The sequence below is a fragment of the Paenarthrobacter sp. OM7 genome, from assembly GCF_029873575.1.
Classification (GTDB): domain Bacteria; phylum Actinomycetota; class Actinomycetes; order Actinomycetales; family Micrococcaceae; genus Arthrobacter.
On sequence record NZ_CP123579.1, the window covers coordinates 3084722 to 3100963 of the forward strand.

The following is a 16242-nucleotide window of genomic DNA, read 5'->3' on the forward strand; positions in this document are numbered from 1 at the left end:
GCGGACCTTCTTTATGCTGCGGGGAAGCTCCTAAACTACGGCGCCAGCCACGTCCTGAGTGCCCGCAGGCACTCACGGATGGCATCGGCGTCGACGTGTTCGTTGTCCTTATGTGCCAGCAGCGGGTCGCCGGGTCCGAAGTTCACCGCCGGGATTCCCAGCTCGCTGAAACGCGCGACGTCGGTCCAGCCGTATTTGGGCTTGGGCTCGGCACCGACTGCGGCCACGAAGGATGCGGCCGCGGGGTGGTTCAGACCGGGCCTGGCGCCGGCAGCAGCGTCGGTGCGGACGACGTCGAATCCTTCCAGGAGTTCCCGGACATGGGCCTCGGCCTGGTCCGGCGACTTGTCCGGGGCGAAGCGGTAGTTGATCTCCACCACGCACCGGTCCGGGATGACGTTGCCGGCTGTCCCGCCGTTGATCTTTACTGCGTTCAGGCTCTCGCGGTAATCGAGGCCGTCCACGTTGATGGTCTGCGGCTCGTAGGCGGCGAGCCGCGCCAGAATGGGGGCAGCACCGTGGATGGCATTGATGCCCATCCAGGCGCGGGCTGAGTGCGCCGTTTCGCCGATGGTAGTGGCCTCAAAACGGCTGGTCCCGTTGCATCCACCTTCCACCGTGCCGTGGGTCGGCTCAAGCAGGATGGCGAAGTCGCCCTGCAGCAGGTCACCGTGGTTGCGGACCAACCTGCCCAAGCCGCTCTTCACGGCTTCGACTTCCTCGTGGTCGTAGAAAACGAAGGTGACATCCTTGTCCGGTTCCCGGCCGTCGTCGAACATGGTCGCCGCGAGCGCCAGCTGCACAGCGACGCCACCCTTCATGTCCGTCGTCCCACGGCCGTACAGCACACCCTCGCCCGGAACGCCGGATTCCCACGTGGCTGGAACGGTGCCCAGCGAACCCTCCACGGTGGGCAGGGGCACGGTGTCCAGATGTCCTGCCAGGATGACCCGTTCGGGACGGCCAAGCTCGGTCCGGGCAATGATGGCGTCGCCGTCGCGGACCACCGTATAGGCGGGTATGGCCCGCAAGGCGGACTCGACGGCGTCGGCGAGCTCGGTCTCATTGCCGGACACGCTGTTGAAGTCGATAATCGCGGCCGTCAGCAGGGCAACGTCCTGGCGCAGGTCGAGGAGGGCGGGGGCTGGATTCAGGGTCACCCGTCCAGCCTAATGCCCGCAAATGCGACCTTTATGGCATGAGACCGGTTTTAACCGACCTCCGGGTGCTGGATACACTTGCCCCATGACTGAAACTGCTTCCTCTGCTGTGCCCACCGACGCGCCCGCCAACCTCCGATCAGCCTACGGATTCGGCCTCGCCACCATCGCTACCTCGGCTTCCGGGGAAGCAACCGTGCTGGATGTCTGGTACCCGGCTCCCGCATTGGGCGTTGCCGCCGAGACCCTGCGCGACGTTGAGAACGCCGATCCCGCGCTCACTGCACTGGCCAACGACGGCAAGGACGCCGACCGCGGTACGGAACAGAAAGTGGTTTTCGCCCAGATCGACCTCGACGCCGCCCCGGCAGACACCGCCGACGCGTACCTCCGCCTGCACCTCCTCTCGCACCGCCTGGTCAAGCCGAACAGCATCAACCTGGACGGCGTCTTCGGCAAGCTTCCCAACGTGGTGTGGACCAACTTCGGTCCGGCAGCCGTGGACGGCTTCGAACTGACCCGCGCCCGTCTTCGCAAGCGCGGCAACGTTGTGGTTTACGGCGTGGACAAGTTCCCGCGGATGGTTGACTACGTTGTCCCCACCGGTGTGCGCATTGCCGACGCCGACCGCGTCCGCTTGGGTGCACACCTGGCAGAAGGCACCACCGTGATGCACGAGGGCTTCGTGAACTTCAACGCCGGCACCCTGGGCACTTCCATGGTGGAAGGCCGTATCTCTGCCGGCGTCGTGGCCGGTGACGGCACTGATGTTGGCGGTGGAGCGTCCATCATGGGAACGCTCTCCGGTGGCGGCAAGGAAAAGATCGCCCTGGGCGAGCGTGTCCTCCTCGGTGCCAACTCCGGCGTTGGCATCAGCATCGGTGATGACTCCGTGGTGGAGGCCGGGCTGTACGTCACCGCCGGTACCCGCGTCCGCGTTCCGGGTCCCAAGGACGAGAACGGCGAGGACACCAGCAAGATCATCAAGGCCGTGGAGCTCTCCGGGGTCCCCAACCTGCTGTTCCGCCGCAACTCCACCACGGGCGGCGTGGAAGTTCTTCCGCGCAAGGGCCAGACGGTGGAGCTCAACGAGGCCCTTCACGCCAACTAGCAGGAGGACATCCGTGCGCCGGTTCCGCCGCGCCATCGTTGCGGTGCTGGCTTTGGCCCTCGTAGCAGGTGCCATCTACGCGATCGTTGCTGTGCTGCAGCGCTCCGAGACCTTGGTCACGGAGCGCTGCGTCGCCGTCGTCGGCTCTGAAAGCCACGAGCTCGCCACGGACCAGGCAGCGAATGCTTCCCTCATCACCGCCATTTCCGTCCAGCGTGGGCTGCCTCCCCGGGCTGCGAGCATTGCCCTCGCCACAGCCATGCAGGAATCCCGGATGCGGAACATCAACTACGGCGACGACGCCGGTCCCGACTCCCGCGGGCTTTTCCAGCAGCGGCCCTCGCAGGGCTGGGGCACTGAGGCTCAAGTCATGGACCCCGTCTACGCCGCCAATGCGTTCTTTGACGGCTTGGTCAAAGTCCCCGGCTACGAGTCAATGGAGATCACCCAGGCCGCCCAAGCGGTCCAACGATCGGCCTTCCCCCGCGCCTACGCGCAGCACGAAGGCATGGGCAGGGCCTTCGCTTCTGCACTTACAGGACATTCCGAGGCGGCGCTGAACTGCGAACTGCGCATGCCCGAAGCGGCCGGTGACCCTGCCGCCGTCGTCGATGAACTCACGACGGCGTTCGGCACCCAAGCGGCCACCGTTCAGGGGCGCTCGGTGCAGCTGGACATCACGGGGACGCAGGCATGGGCCGTCGCCCACTGGGCCGTGGCGAACGCCAAGACGCTGTCCATCACCCAGGTGGATGTAGGCGGCCGGGCCTGGAACCGGGAGAAGCGTGACGGATGGCAGGCCTCACCGGCTCCCTCCGGAGCGGTCACCATCACTGTCTCAGCCCCTGCCACCTGAGTTTTCTCAGGCGAGGATCTCCACCACCGGCTGGACGTAGCTCCGGAAGACGTCGGGCTCGGCCAACAGCCTGTGGCTCATAATCATCGTGCTGGGTTCCAGATACCACGCACGTGGTTCGTTCAAGGGGAGCTCAATGATGGTCAATTCGAAGTCGCGGGAACTGCGCCCGACTTCCAGCAGCCTGTCTTCCACCATCTCGTTGAGGACCTGGGTCACACCGTTGGCTTCACGGGCAGCTTCGAGGTCGGCGTACTCGTCGATCCTGTCAGTGGCCCATCCCAAAGCCGAGCCGAAGTGGGCCTGCAGGACACGTTGAAGTGCCGGCGAGTTGCCGAAGGCCTTAAAGCTGGGTGGCGCCAGTTCCGAGGCGGGCTTGGGGTAGGACTTCACCAGGCTTTCCCACCAGGCTTCCCACTCGGTCTTGAGGGCGTGGATACCCCCGACGTCGGAGGTCAGGTGGCTGTGGTCGGCATGCCGGACTTTGGGGGCTGCGTGGGACAGGCTGGGTTTGCCGGCACCATCCAGTCCGGCGACGTCCCGCAGGTACAGGGCGATGAGCATCGGCCCGGACGTGTCCATGGTGATGCGCCATCCCGGGCCGCCTGACTCGTGCATCCGAATTCCTCCCTTGGCAGGTTCCCGACATCTCCCAGTCTATTCCCGTTGGGTCTGGACGGTAGGGGCGTGGGGCATTTGCCTTGTGGCGGCACTGGTTGCCGGAGAAGCCCTTAGTGGGCAGCGGGCATCCCGGCCAGGGATCCCAGATGGGCGGTGAGGACGTCGCTGCACATCTCGGCCGTCATCCATTCGGGCTGCAACAGCGCGTGCATGCACAAGCCGTCCATGGTTGCCAGGAGCCGCTCCGCCTCCGTGACGAGGGTTTGTTGGGCCGCGGCTCCCCCGGGGCTCAGGTGCATGATCAAACGCCCGACGACGGCCGCTACAGTGCGGTGGCTGCGCCCGGCTTCGGCTGCGAGGACGGGCTTGATACGGGCTGCGTGCCTGAACGCCATCCATACGCACGCATCCACCGCGAGTTCCTCGTCCAGAGGCAGGAATTGGACCAGAAGGTTCAATACTGCAGCTTGCTGTTCCGGACTGCCCGGCGCCTCTTGCTCGACAGCTGCCATTGATGATTCAAGCCGCCCCGCGATCCGGTCAATCACAGCACCAAAGGAAAACACCAGGAGGTCGTCGCTGCTGGCAAAATAGTGCCGGACAGAGCCCACTGCCAGTCCGGCCTCATCCGCTACTTCCCTGAGCGATGCCCGTTCCAAGCCATCGCTGGCAATGATCCGGAACACGGCTTGGACAACTTCCTGGCGCCGGGCTTCGGCATCAACAATTTTGGGCACCAGTAGTTTTTAGCACGAACGTGCTTCAACACCGCTCAACACAGAGCGGCGTGGCTCCAATTTCCGCTAGCGTAGAGACCATGAAAATTCTTGTCACGGGTGGCACCGGCTACATCGGTTCCCACACCGTTTTGTCCCTTCAGGAAGCCGGCCACGACGTCGTCGTGCTTGATAACCTCGTGAACTCCAGCGAGGAATCCCTCCGCCGGGTTTCGGAGCTTACCGGCAAGACCGCGGCGTTCCACAAGGTTGACCTGGTGGATGAGCCCGCAGTTGAGGCCGTGTTCGACCAGCACCAGATCGACGCCGTGATCCACTTCGCTGGCTTGAAGGCAGTAGGAGAGTCCGTCCAGGAGCCCCTCGCCTACTACTACAACAACATCGTTGGCACCCTGAACCTGCTCCGCGCCATGGACAAGCACAATGTGCGCTCCATCGTCTTCAGCTCTTCAGCCACGGTGTACGGCGAGCACAACCCCATCCCGTACATCGAGAAGATGGAAATCGGTGCCAACAACCCGTACGGCCGCACCAAGGAACAGATCGAGGACATCCTCTCGGACCTGGGCAACGCGGACGACCGCTGGCATATCGCACTGCTGCGCTATTTCAACCCTGTGGGCGCACACCCGTCAGGCCGCATCGGCGAGGACCCCCAGGGGATTCCCAACAACCTCGTGCCGTTCATCGCCCAGGTGGCCGTGGGACGCCGCGAGAAGCTCATGGTCTTCGGCGGGGACTATGACACCCCCGACGGCACGGCACAGCGCGACTACATCCACGTGGTGGACCTGGCCGACGGCCACGTAGCAGCCCTGAACTATATCGCTGGGCGCCCGGGCGTCCGGCGCTGGAACCTTGGCTCCGGCCGCGGCTCCTCGGTACTGGAAGTGCTGCGCTCCTTTGAGAAGGCCGTCGGCCAGCCGATTCCGTACGAGATCACTGGCCGCCGTGCCGGCGACCTCCCCGCATTCTGGGCCGACGCTTCCTCCGCCCTGGCCGACCTCGGCTGGTCCACCACCAAGAACGTGGACCAAATGTGCGAGGACCACTGGCGCTGGCAGAAGAACAACCCCTACGGGTACAACGCCGCCGAGCCTGCCGCAGCCGGCAACGCCCAGGCGTCCGGCGCTTAGGCGACCAACCGCTGAGGCGACCAACCGCTGAGGCGACCAACGCCTCGGTAACCAACGACGGCGGCCGCCCCCTCGCGCGAGGTGGGCGGCCGCCGTCGTTATTTACGATATTGCCGTATCAGTTGGCCGGGTAGTTGCGCTCCGGCTCCCCTGTGTAGAGCTGCCGCGGGCGGCCGATCTTGGTCTGGGGGTCGTTGATCATTTCGCGCCACTGGGCAATCCAGCCCGGGAGGCGTCCGATGGCGAACAGAACGGTGAACATCTTCTCCGGGAAACCCATGGCCTTGTAGATGAGGCCGGTGTAGAAGTCGACGTTCGGGTAGAGCTTGCGCTGGATGAAGTAGTCATCAGCCAGGGCCTTCTCTTCGAGGCGCATGGCGATGTCCAGCAGTTCGTCGTTGCCGCCGAGCTTGCCGAGAACTTCGTGGGCCGTTGCCTTGATGATCTTGGCGCGGGGATCGTAGTTCTTGTAGACACGGTGTCCGAAGCCCATGAGGCGGACGCCGTCTTCCTTGTTCTTGACCTTCTCCATGTAGTCCTCGGGCTTGATGCCGTCGGCCTGGATCTGGCGGAGCATCTTCAGCACGGCCTCGTTGGCGCCACCGTGGGCAGGGCCGAAGAGGGCGTTGATGCCTGCGGACACCGAAGCGAAGAGGTTCGCGTTGGACGAACCCACCAGGCGAACGGTGGACGTGGAACAGTTCTGTTCGTGATCCGCGTGCAGGATGAGCAGGAGGTCCAGTGCCTTGACCACTACCGGATCCATTTCGTACTGCTCGGCGGGAAGGCCGAAGCTCAGTCGAAGGAAGTTCTCCACCAGGTTCATGGAGTTGTCCGGGTAGAGCATCGGCTGGCCGATGGACTTCTTGTGGGCGTAAGCGGCGATGACAGGCAGCTTGGCCATGAGGCGGATGGTGGAAACTTCCACGTGCTCCGCGTTGAACGGATCCAGCGAGTCCTGGTAGAACGTGGACAGCGCCGAAACAGCAGAGGAGAGCACCGGCATGGGGTGGGCGTCGCGCGGGAACCCACCGAAGAAGCCCTTGAGCTCTTCGTGCAGGAGCGTGTGGCGCCGGATCTTCTGATCGAATTCTTCCAACTCCGTGGGGGTGGGAAGGTTGCCGTAGATCAGCAGGTAGGAAACTTCGAGGAAGCTCGAGTGCTGCGCGAGCTGCTCAATCGGGTAACCGCGGTAGCGCAGGATGCCTGCGTCGCCGTCGATGTAGGTAATGGCCGAGGTGGTGGCCGCTGTGTTCATGAAGCCGGGGTCATAGGCAACGGCGCCCGTCTGCTTCAGCAGCTTGGAAACGTCGTAGCCTTCGTTTCCTTCTACAACCTGGATGCGCGGCAGTTCGAGTTCGCCGCCGGCATGGCGCAGTGTTGCGCTGGTGGTCTCAGTCATGGAGTCCCCTTCATGAGGCCTTTGGGCCTCTATCGAACGCTTGTCCAACCAACTTCTGGTGCCGCCGCCTTCGGCCCTACTGTTGCAGGGCTCCAACGGCCGAAGTGCTTTCTTAGAGAAGGCCACCATTGATAGTCAGTTAAAAAGCTACCGCCAGTAACCTCCCGGAACTAATCCGTACCGTCCGGTTACTGGCGGAATGACGCTGTTAGTGGTGCAAGTCACAGCATTGTTATGAGGCTGTGGCAAGCCGCTCAACTGCAGCGTCGATGCGTTCGTCGCTGCCGGTGAGGGCTACGCGGATGAAACCATTGCCGGCATCCCCGTAGAAGACCCCGGGACCCACCACAATTCCGAGGTCGGCGAAACGTGCCACCGTGTCCCAGGTGGCTTCGCCTGCCGTGGACCAAAGGTACAGCCCGGCCTTGGATTGGTGGATCTGCAGTCCGAACTTCTCCAGCGCCGGAACCATCTTTTCGCGCCGGCCGCGGTAGAGGTCCTTCTGTGTCAACACGTGGCCGGCATCACCCAAAGCAACGCGCATCGCTTCCTGCACAGGGTAGGGCACGATCATGCCCGCATGCTTCCGGCTGTTGACCAGATTGGCCATGATGGCGGAGTCTCCGGCCACGAATGCGGCACGGTAGCCGGCCAGGTTGGACTGTTTGCTCAACGAGTACACGCACAGCAGTCCGTCGGTGGAACCGCCGGTAACGCGGGGATCCAGGATGCTGGGGACAGCTTCTCCCCCGCGTTGGGCATCCCATTCGCCCCAGCCCAGCTCGGCATAACATTCGTCCGAGGCCACCACGGCGCCGAGCTCGCGGGCCTGGCCTACGATCCTGCGGAGCGACTCGACATCGCGAACGCTGCCTGTGGGATTACCCGGCGAGTTGATCCAGATCAACCGGACTTTGGCGCGGGTGGCCGGATCAAGTTCGTCCAGGTCATCAGCAGCAACAGCTGTGGCCCCTGCCAATGAGGCGCCGATGTCATACGTCGGGTAGGCAACGGTAGGCCGCACCACGACGTCCCCGGCGCTGAGGCCAAGCAAGAAGGGCAACCAAGCGACAAGCTCCTTGGAACCCACCGTAGGCATGACGTCCCTGGGGTCCAGGCCGGGCACGCCGCGTCGGCTGGCGAACCAATCCACCACAGCCTGCCGCAGGGCCTCGGTTCCATGAACCGTGGGATAGCCGTGGGCATCCGCCGCGGCCGACAGGGCGTCGCGGATCAGTCCTGGAGTCGGATCCACCGGCGTTCCGATGGAAAGATTCACTGCGCCACCGGGATGCTTCGCCGCCGTGGCAACATACGGTGCCATGGCCTCCCAGGGGTAGTCAGGCAGGTTCAGGCCGAAAGCCGGTGCCGCGGAAATCAAAGAAACTACCGCCCTTAGTGGTCTTGGTTCTGCGGGGGCAGTGCGGAGATGAACGGGTGATCCTTACCCGTGTTGCCGATCTTGGCCGCTCCACCCGGGGAACCGAGGTCATCGAAGAATTCAACGTTGGCCTTGTAGTAGTCGGCCCATTCCTCCGGGGTGTCATCCTCGTAGTAAATGGCCTCAACCGGGCACACAGGTTCACAGGCGCCACAGTCGACACATTCATCGGGGTGGATATAGAGGGAACGCTCACCTTCGTAAATGCAGTCGACAGGGCACTCTTCAATACATGCCTTGTCCTTGACATCCACACACGGCTGCGCGATTACGTACGTCACGTCCCAGACCTCTCCACGGTTTGTCCCGGCGATGGCCGGGGTAATACGGCCGGCATCATGCCGGGCACTCAACTTCCGAGCCTATTATCCAACAGTGCAATGACGCCAACCTAGCCCGCGTCTTAGTATGAAACGGTGACTCCCCCGCATTTGCCGCCCAGAGAATTCCTACTCACCGCAGAGCCAGGCATCCGGGTGGTGGTCCGCTACAGGATTGACGACGGCCTGACAGACGCTCTCGGCTACCTCCTGGACACCAGCGACAACAGTTGCACTGTACGGACCCGCACGTCCGACGTAGAAATTCCCTTGGCGATGGTCATCGCGGCGAAAGAGGTTCCACCGCCACCGCCGCGGCGGCAGGCCGTCCGGCGCGCAGGCGGCTCGCTGCCACCAGCATGACCAGGGTGACTGCAGCGATGCCGAAGACCCACACGTTGCCGGCCGCGTCGCCCAGGACCAACTGCTTGGCGGCTCCGGCTGATGAGAAGACGCCGACGGCGGCATAGGTCACCACGCCCGCTACCGCCGTCGGGATGATCGAGCGAGACCACGCTGCAAGCCACAGCTGCACTGAGGCCAACAGCAACAGTGCCGCCACAACGCCCCACGGAACCTCGACGCCGGCCACCGGCCCTGCTTGACGGTGCAGGGCCGTCCCTGCTGCAGCAACGAAAAGAGCCGCCAGCACGGCCGCAGCAATGCCACGAACCGTACCGGCGGCTCCTCTCTTCATTCAGCTGTTCCTGACTGTTTCAGTCAGTGCAGGCTAGGACTTGGCGCGGGCGCGGTTGGCCTTGGCGCGCTCGTTGGAGTCCAGGATGACCTTGCGGATACGGATGGCATCCGGGGTTACCTCGACGCACTCGTCTTCGCGGGCGAATTCGAGAGACTCTTCCAGGGTGAGATCGCGCGGCGGCGTCAGGTTTTCGAAGGTGTCGGACGAAGCGGCACGCATGTTGGTGAGCTTCTTTTCCTTGGTGATGTTGACGTCCATGTCATCAGCGCGGGAGTTCTCGCCAACAATCATGCCTTCGTAAACCTCGGAGGTGGGCTTCACGAAGAAGGAACCGCGCTCCTGCAGGTTGATCATGGCAAAGGGGGTCACAACGCCGGCGCGGTCGGCGATCATCGAACCGTTGGTACGGTATTCGATCGGTCCGGCCCACGGCTCGTAGCCTTCGGAGATGGAGGCAGCGATACCGGCGCCACGGGTGTCCGTCAGGAACCGGGTACGGAAACCAATCAGGCCACGCGCAGGGACGATGAACTCCATGCGGCACCAGCCGGTGCCGTGGTTGGCCATGTTGGTCATGCGGCCCTTGCGGGCAGCCATGAGCTGGGTGACGGCACCAAGGTATTCCTCGGGCACATCGATGGTCATATGTTCCATCGGCTCGTGCAGCTTGCCGTCGATGGTCTTGGTGACAACCTGCGGCTTGCCCACGGTCAGCTCAAAGCCTTCGCGACGCATCTGCTCAACCAGGATGGCCAGCGCGAGCTCGCCACGGCCCTGGACTTCCCAGGCGTCGGGACGCTCGGTGGGGAGGACCTTGATGGAGACGTTACCGATCAGTTCCTTGTCCAGGCGATCCTTCACCTGGCGGGCCGTGACCTTGGCGCCCTTGACCTTGCCGGCCAGCGGCGAGGTGTTGATACCGATCGTCATGGAGATCGCGGGATCATCCACAGTGATCAGCGGCAGCGGCTGAGGGTTCTCGGCATCGGTGAGGGTTTCACCAATGGTGATTTCCTCGATACCGGCCACTGCGACGATTTCGCCCGGGCCTGCGGATTCGGCAGGAACACGGGTGAGGGCCTTGGTGGCGAGCAGTTCGGTGATCTTGACGTTCTTGAGCTCACCGTTGGCGCGGGCCCAGGCAACGGTCTGGCCTTTGCGGAGGGTTCCGTTGTAGATGCGGAGCAGGGCGAGGCGGCCAAGGAACGGCGAAGCGTCCAGGTTGGTCACGTGTGCCTGCAGCACGCCGTCCGGGTTGTAGGTCGGAGCCGGGATGTGCTCAATGATGGTCTTGAAGAGAGGCTCGAGGTCCTCGTTCTCCGGGGCCGAGCCGTTGGCCGGCTGGTCCAGTGACGCACGGCCAACCTTGGCGGCGGCGTAGACGACGGGAACTTCGAGGACCTTGTCCAGGTCCAGGTCCGGAACTTCGTCGGCGAGGTCCGAAGCGAGGCCCAGGAGCAGGTCCATGGACTCATGGACAACTTCGTCGATGCGGGCGTCGGGACGGTCGGTCTTGTTAACCAGGAGGATGACCGGCAGGTGCGCAGCAAGGGCCTTGCGGAGCACGAAGCGGGTCTGGGGCAGCGGGCCTTCGGAGGAGTCGACCAGAAGGACGACACCGTCAACCATGGACAGACCGCGTTCTACCTCGCCACCGAAGTCGGCGTGGCCGGGGGTGTCGATGACGTTGATGGTGATGGTCTCGCCGTTGGACGACGGGCCGTTGTAGGCAACCGTGGTGTTCTTCGCGAGGATGGTGATGCCCTTTTCGCGCTCCAGGTCACCGGAGTCCATGACACGGTCCTCAACCTCACCATGGGAAGCGAAGGAGTTGGTCTGCTTGAGCATGGCGTCGACCAGCGTGGTCTTGCCGTGGTCAACGTGTGCGACGATCGCGACGTTGCGCAGATCGCTCCGCGACGCAGTGTTGGTGATGGTTTCAGACATGCGTTAATGACTCGTTTCAGTGGTGAAGTCAGCTGTTTGTATCCGCGCGCATACCTGATCGACTTGATCGGAACACACAGCGAAAAGACCCCGGGACACAGGGCACCTGCATCCAGTCTAAACGCAGTTGCATTTCCCAGCCTAAAAAGCAAGCCATTCGCCGCCTGAATGTGGCCCGGCTCACATCGTGTCACGCTTTAACAACCGCTACTCCAGATGCTGGATTTTCCTGGCTCCGTGCCCCATGATTGCTGCAGAACCAGTGCCACACGGAGAACCATCGATGCGACAATCTTCGGCCGCGTTCCGCTTGCTCGCACCATTGATCGCCGTCGGCGTTCTGGCAGTAGGCTGCGGACCCAGCCCAGCTACCCCTGTTTCCACCCCCACGCGCTCCGCCGCGCCCGGGCCCGCCCAAACGGCTGCAGCTCCGCCGCTGAGGACGGCCCCGACTCCCAGCGCCCTGGACCTGCCGGTTGGCTCCCTCTTCAAGAACCCGGCGAACAACCGCAATGAGCTGGTGCTGGCCGATGTACGCCACACGGCTGTCCTGATCGGTGATTCCCAGGCCATGCCCAAAGACTCCTGGCCCCAGCAGGGCATCGCTGCCCTGGGATACAAGTTGCACGTGGTGGGCATGGGTGGCACCGGCTTCGTGGCCGCCAACGGCAAGACAGGCAACTACATCGATGCGTTGCAGCGTGGAGACTGGATACTCCCCTACGGAGATCCGCCCCTGATTGTGGTGCAAGGCGGCGGCAACGATGCCTCGCAGAAGGCTACGGATGCGCAGATCACCAGCAATGCCGAGCGTCTGCTCGCGGCCCTGAAGAAGCGCTACCCCGGGGCCACCGTGGCCATGATCGGAACCTTGGCACGCGGCGCTGACCACGGAGGCGGCCGCCGTACCGAAGTGGACGCCCTGCTGGGACGGGTTGCCGCGAAGCACGGTGTTCCCTTCGTCAGCACTGGCGACTGGCTCACCCGTTTCAACGCTGTTGGCGATCTCCAGGACGGCGTGCATCTCAAGCCGTCCGGGCACGTCAAGCTGGGCGACGTCCTGGCCCGCGAACTCACAGCCCTGGGCCTAACGGCCCGCCCGGACAGCATCGCCGGGGTTCCGTAGCGGTTCCGTAGCGGGCACGTTAAACAGCGAGAGCCGGTAGTTTCCTTTCGGGAACCACCGGCTCTTCTGCTATCCAGCGATCAAACGTTCGACGCCGGTCAGGCCACCGCGGGCGGCAGCAGGAGCGACCCACCAGGGATGGCGTCCAGGAGTGCCTGGGTGTACGCCTCACGGGGGTTGTCGAAGACGTCGTCAGTACTGCCCGTCTCCACCAGCTTGCCCTTTTCCATGACGCAGACGTGGTCTGCAATCTGGCGTACAACGGCGAGGTCGTGGGTAATGAACAGGTAGGTCAAGCCAAGGTTGTCCTGGAGATCTGCCAGCAGGTTCAGGACCTGTGCCTGCACCAGGACGTCAAGGGCTGACACCGCTTCGTCACAAATGATGACTTCTGGATCCAACGCCAGAGCACGCGCAATGGCGATACGCTGCCGTTGGCCGCCTGAGAGCTCGTTAGGGTACCTCTGCATCATGGACTGGGGCAAAGCCACCTGGTCCAACAACTCGCGGACCTTCTTCTCGCGGCTGGCTGCATTCCCGATCTTGTGCACTCGCAGCGGCTCTTCGATGGTCCTGAAGATGTTGTACATGGGGTCCAGGGATCCGTACGGATCCTGGAAGATGGGCTGCACGCGGCGACGGAACTTGAAGAGCTCCTTGCCTTTCAACCCCGCAGTATCCACGCCGTCGAAGATGATCTGGCCCTCAGTGGGCTTCTCAAGCTGGAGAACCATCTTGGCAACAGTGGACTTGCCCGAGCCGGACTCGCCCACGATCGCCGTCGTGGTCCCACGCTTGACGCTGAAGCTGACATCGTCAACAGCAGCGAAATCGGACGTCTGCCCTAGTCCCTGACGGAGTTTGTAGATCTTGCGCAGGTTCTTGATCTGGAGGACCTCGTCCTGGACCCGGCTTTGTGCGGCAGCTACGGGCGCCAAAAGATCGCCGGCTTCCACACCCTGCTCCTTGGCCACCTGGATACGACGCGATGCCAGGGACGGCGCCGATTCGACCAGGCGACGGGTGTAGGGGTGCTGGGGGTTGCGGAGCAGTTCCAGCGAGGGACCGGCCTCCACCACGTTGCCCTGGTACATGACGATCACTTTGTCAGCACGTTCGGCGGCAAGGCCGAGGTCGTGCGTGATCAGCAACACCGAGGTGCCGAGTTCAGTGGTCATGGTGTCCAAGTGGTCCAGGATCCTGCGTTGCACCGTGACATCCAAGGCCGACGTCGGTTCATCGGCAATGAGGAGCTTGGGTTGGCAGCTCAGGCCGATGGCGATCAGCGCGCGCTGGCGCATGCCGCCGGAGAACTCATGCGGATATTGCTTGGCACGCCGTGCAGCGTCGGGGAGTCCGGCTTCCGCAAGGACGCGGGCAACGTCCTCAGGACCGTCCGGGCGACCGTTGGCCTTCAGGGTTTCCCGAACCTGGTAACCGATCTTCCAGACCGGGTTCAGGTTGGACATGGGGTCCTGGGGAACCATGCCGATATGGCTGCCGCGGAGCTCGATCATGCGCTTTTCCGACGCGTGGGCGATGTCTTCGCCGTCGAGCAGGATCTGGCCTGCGGAGACTCGGCCGTTGTTGGGCAAGAGGCCGATGGCGGCCAGCGCCGTCGTCGACTTTCCGGAGCCCGACTCCCCCACGATGGCGACCGTTTCGCCCGGCATGATGGTCAAGTGGGCGTTCTTTACCGCCTTGACCTCACCGGAACCGGTCTTGAAGGTGATGGCCAGGTCCTTGATCTCCAGGATGGGCCGTACTGGTGCCGTGGCTTCATCAATTCTGATGTTCGCAGAAGTCATGTTCGCCTCCTTAGCGCTGACGGCTCTTGGGATCAAGAGCATCGCGGACGGCGTCGCCAAGCATGATGAAGCTCAGGACGGTGATGGACAGGGCGGCTGCCGGGTAGAGCAGGATTCCCGGGTTGGTGCGGATGGATGCGTTGGCCGCGGAAATGTCGTTACCCCACGACATCACGCTCCCGGGCAACCCGACACCAAGGAAGGACAACGTGGCTTCCAAGACGATGAAAACGCCCAATTCCAACGTGGCCAGCACAATTACGGGCGCCAAGGCATTCGGGAGGGCGTGCTTCACCAAGGCGCCGAATTTGGACACGCCCAGTGACCGGGCCGCCGTAACGAAGTCCGCGTTACGGACCTCAATGACGGCACCTCTGGTGATACGCGCCATTTGTGGCCAGGCAAGCAGGGATATTGTCAGGACCACTGTCCAGACGCTCCTGTTCTCACGGAACAACGGCAGCTGCGTAATGACCAGGGCGCCCAGGATGATCGGCAACGCGAAGAAGATATCGCCGAGTCGTGCAAGGACGGAGTCCAGCCAGCCACCGTAGTAACCGGCCAGCGCACCGAGGGTGACGCCGATGATGACAACGGCAAGCACGGACAGGACACCCACAGACAGGGAAGCCTGCGTACCGTGGATCACGCGGGAATAGACGTCGCAACCCTGCAGGGTGAAGCCCAGAGGGTGGCCGGCAGTGGGTGCGCCCTCGGAGTTGGCCAACTGGCAGTCATTGTTGGGTTCGACGCTGGTGAACAGCCCCGGGAACACGGCAACGATCACAAGGAGCAGGATCAGCAGCGAGGAGACGATGAACATGGGGCGACGGCGAAGCTTGCGCCACGCATCTGCCCAAAGGCTCAGGGGCGCCTGATCTGTCTTGACAGCGTCAGTGGCCAGAAGCGGTGTCTCCTCGACGGGAGCCACAAAGTGTTCATTATTACTGGTCATAGCGGATCCTCGGGTCAAGCCAGGCGTACAGGAGGTCAACCAAGAGGTTGGTGATAACAAAAACCAGGACCAGGACACTCACAATGGCAACGATGGTGGGGCCTTCGCTGCGCTGGATGGCCTGGAAGAGTTTGTTACCCACTCCGGGGACGTTGAAGATACCTTCGGTAACGATGGCGCCGCCCATGAGCCCGCCAAGGTTGGCACCCAGGTAGGTGACCACCGGGATCAACGAGTTCCTGAGGATGTGGGCCATGACGACGCGGGGCCGGGACAAGCCCTTGGCTGTCGCTGTGCGGACATAGTCCGCGTTCATGTTCTCGCTGACAGAAGCGCGGGTCAGCCGGAGGACATAGGCGAAGGAGACGAGCCCCAGCACAATTGCCGGAAGAATCAGGTTGCCCCAGTCGGCGTTGGCGCCCACAGTAGGTTTGGCCCAGCCAAGCTGGACACCAAACACCAGCTGGAAGACGAAGCCCAAAACGAAGGTGGGAACTGCGATCACCAGGAGCGAAACGACCAGAACGGTGGAGTCGAAGAGCTTGCCCTTCTTCAGCCCGGCGAAAACACCGAAGGCGATGCCGAACACGGCCTGGATAATGAGGGCTTCGATGGCGAGCATTGCCGTCACAGGGAACGCCCTGGCAAGGGAGTCAGCGATGGGCTGCTGGGTGAAGTCAACGCCGAGGTTGAAAGTAAACAAGTTTTTGATGAAGAGCCCGTACTGAACCCAGAACGGCTGGTCCAGGTTGTACTGGGCCCGCAGGGCGTCGATGACGCTCTGCGGCGGCTGACGATCTCCGAAGAGGGCGGCAATCGGGTCGCCGGGTAGTGCGAAGACCATGTAGTAGACGAGGAGTGTGGTCCCCAGGAATACCGGGATGACCTGGAGGAGTCTACGGAAAATGAAGCGAACCATGGG

General features: G+C 63.1%; 15 protein-coding genes. 4 read left to right on the top strand and 11 right to left on the bottom strand.

The features are described 5' to 3' along the window. Positions 1–35: 35 nt before the first annotated feature. Positions 36–1160 (bottom strand): succinyl-diaminopimelate desuccinylase, encoded by a 1125-nt coding sequence (gene dapE, locus QEH68_RS14210; protein ID WP_207594108.1) that lies wholly within the window; start codon positions 1158–1160, stop codon positions 36–38. Between the two features lie 85 nt (positions 1161–1245). Here dapE and dapD point away from each other — a divergent pair, with 85 nt between their 5' ends. After that, on the top strand, positions 1246–2271 hold the full coding sequence (gene dapD / locus QEH68_RS14215; protein WP_089595692.1) for a 2,3,4,5-tetrahydropyridine-2,6-dicarboxylate N-succinyltransferase: 1026 nt from the start codon (positions 1246–1248) through the stop codon (positions 2269–2271). Between the two features lie 13 nt (positions 2272–2284). Continuing rightward, positions 2285–3127: a hypothetical protein gene (locus QEH68_RS14220; protein ID WP_207594110.1), complete on the top strand. Its 843-nt coding sequence runs from the start codon at positions 2285–2287 to the stop codon at positions 3125–3127. Positions 3128–3133: 6 nt separating this feature from the next. On the opposite strand, the gene QEH68_RS14225 is transcribed toward QEH68_RS14220, so the two are convergent. Both QEH68_RS14225 and QEH68_RS14230 read right to left on the bottom strand, forming a co-directional pair. Further along, a complete protein-coding gene (locus QEH68_RS14225; protein ID WP_207594111.1) occupies positions 3134–3745 on the bottom strand; it encodes a hypothetical protein in 612 nt (203 codons plus the stop codon). A 113-nt stretch (positions 3746–3858) separates the two neighbouring features. After that, positions 3859–4485 (bottom strand): TetR family transcriptional regulator C-terminal domain-containing protein, encoded by a 627-nt coding sequence (locus tag QEH68_RS14230; RefSeq protein WP_280623180.1) that lies wholly within the window; start codon positions 4483–4485, stop codon positions 3859–3861. Between the two features lie 80 nt (positions 4486–4565). Here QEH68_RS14230 and galE point away from each other — a divergent pair, with 80 nt between their 5' ends. Beyond that, positions 4566–5621, top strand: coding sequence for a UDP-glucose 4-epimerase GalE (galE, locus tag QEH68_RS14235; RefSeq protein WP_207594113.1), 1056 nt, complete (start codon positions 4566–4568; stop codon positions 5619–5621). Positions 5622–5739: 118 nt separating this feature from the next. Here the strand turns inward: galE and QEH68_RS14240 are convergent, their stop codons facing one another. The 5 genes from QEH68_RS14240 to typA form a co-directional block, all read right to left on the bottom strand. After that, entirely contained in the window at positions 5740–7023 is a 1284-nt protein-coding gene (locus QEH68_RS14240) for a citrate synthase (RefSeq protein ID WP_090818059.1), read from the bottom strand. Between the two features lie 232 nt (positions 7024–7255). Beyond that, entirely contained in the window at positions 7256–8404 is a 1149-nt protein-coding gene (gene dapC / locus QEH68_RS14245) for a succinyldiaminopimelate transaminase (RefSeq protein WP_207594114.1), read from the bottom strand. 14 nt (positions 8405–8418) lie between these two features. Beyond that, positions 8419–8745 (bottom strand): ferredoxin, encoded by a 327-nt coding sequence (gene fdxA / locus QEH68_RS14250; protein ID WP_024817464.1) that lies wholly within the window; start codon positions 8743–8745, stop codon positions 8419–8421. Between the two features lie 319 nt (positions 8746–9064). Then, positions 9065–9481 (bottom strand): hypothetical protein, encoded by a 417-nt coding sequence (locus QEH68_RS14255; protein WP_280623181.1) that lies wholly within the window; start codon positions 9479–9481, stop codon positions 9065–9067. A 33-nt stretch (positions 9482–9514) separates the two neighbouring features. Beyond that, complete coding sequence (gene typA, locus QEH68_RS14260; protein ID WP_089595701.1) at positions 9515–11431, bottom strand: translational GTPase TypA; 1917 nt, start codon at positions 11429–11431, stop codon at positions 9515–9517. 283 nt (positions 11432–11714) lie between these two features. On the opposite strand from typA, the gene QEH68_RS14265 reads away from it, so the two are divergent. Beyond that, entirely contained in the window at positions 11715–12557 is an 843-nt protein-coding gene (locus QEH68_RS14265) for an SGNH/GDSL hydrolase family protein (RefSeq protein ID WP_280623182.1), read from the top strand. 98 nt (positions 12558–12655) lie between these two features. Here the strand turns inward: QEH68_RS14265 and QEH68_RS14270 are convergent, their stop codons facing one another. From QEH68_RS14270 to QEH68_RS14280, 3 genes are read right to left on the bottom strand one after another with little or no spacing between them, the layout of a single operon-like run. Then, positions 12656–14365: an ABC transporter ATP-binding protein gene (locus QEH68_RS14270; RefSeq protein WP_280623183.1), complete on the bottom strand. Its 1710-nt coding sequence runs from the start codon at positions 14363–14365 to the stop codon at positions 12656–12658. A gap of 10 nt (positions 14366–14375) precedes the next feature. Further along, a complete protein-coding gene (locus QEH68_RS14275; protein WP_089595704.1) occupies positions 14376–15320 on the bottom strand; it encodes an ABC transporter permease in 945 nt (314 codons plus the stop codon). Beyond that, the gene (locus tag QEH68_RS14280) at positions 15310–16239 is read right to left on the bottom strand and encodes an ABC transporter permease (protein ID WP_089595705.1); all 930 of its coding nucleotides are present in this window, start codon (positions 16237–16239) and stop codon (positions 15310–15312) included. The genes QEH68_RS14275 and QEH68_RS14280 overlap by 11 nt, the downstream gene beginning before the upstream one ends. Between the last annotated feature and the right edge of the window lie 3 nt (positions 16240–16242).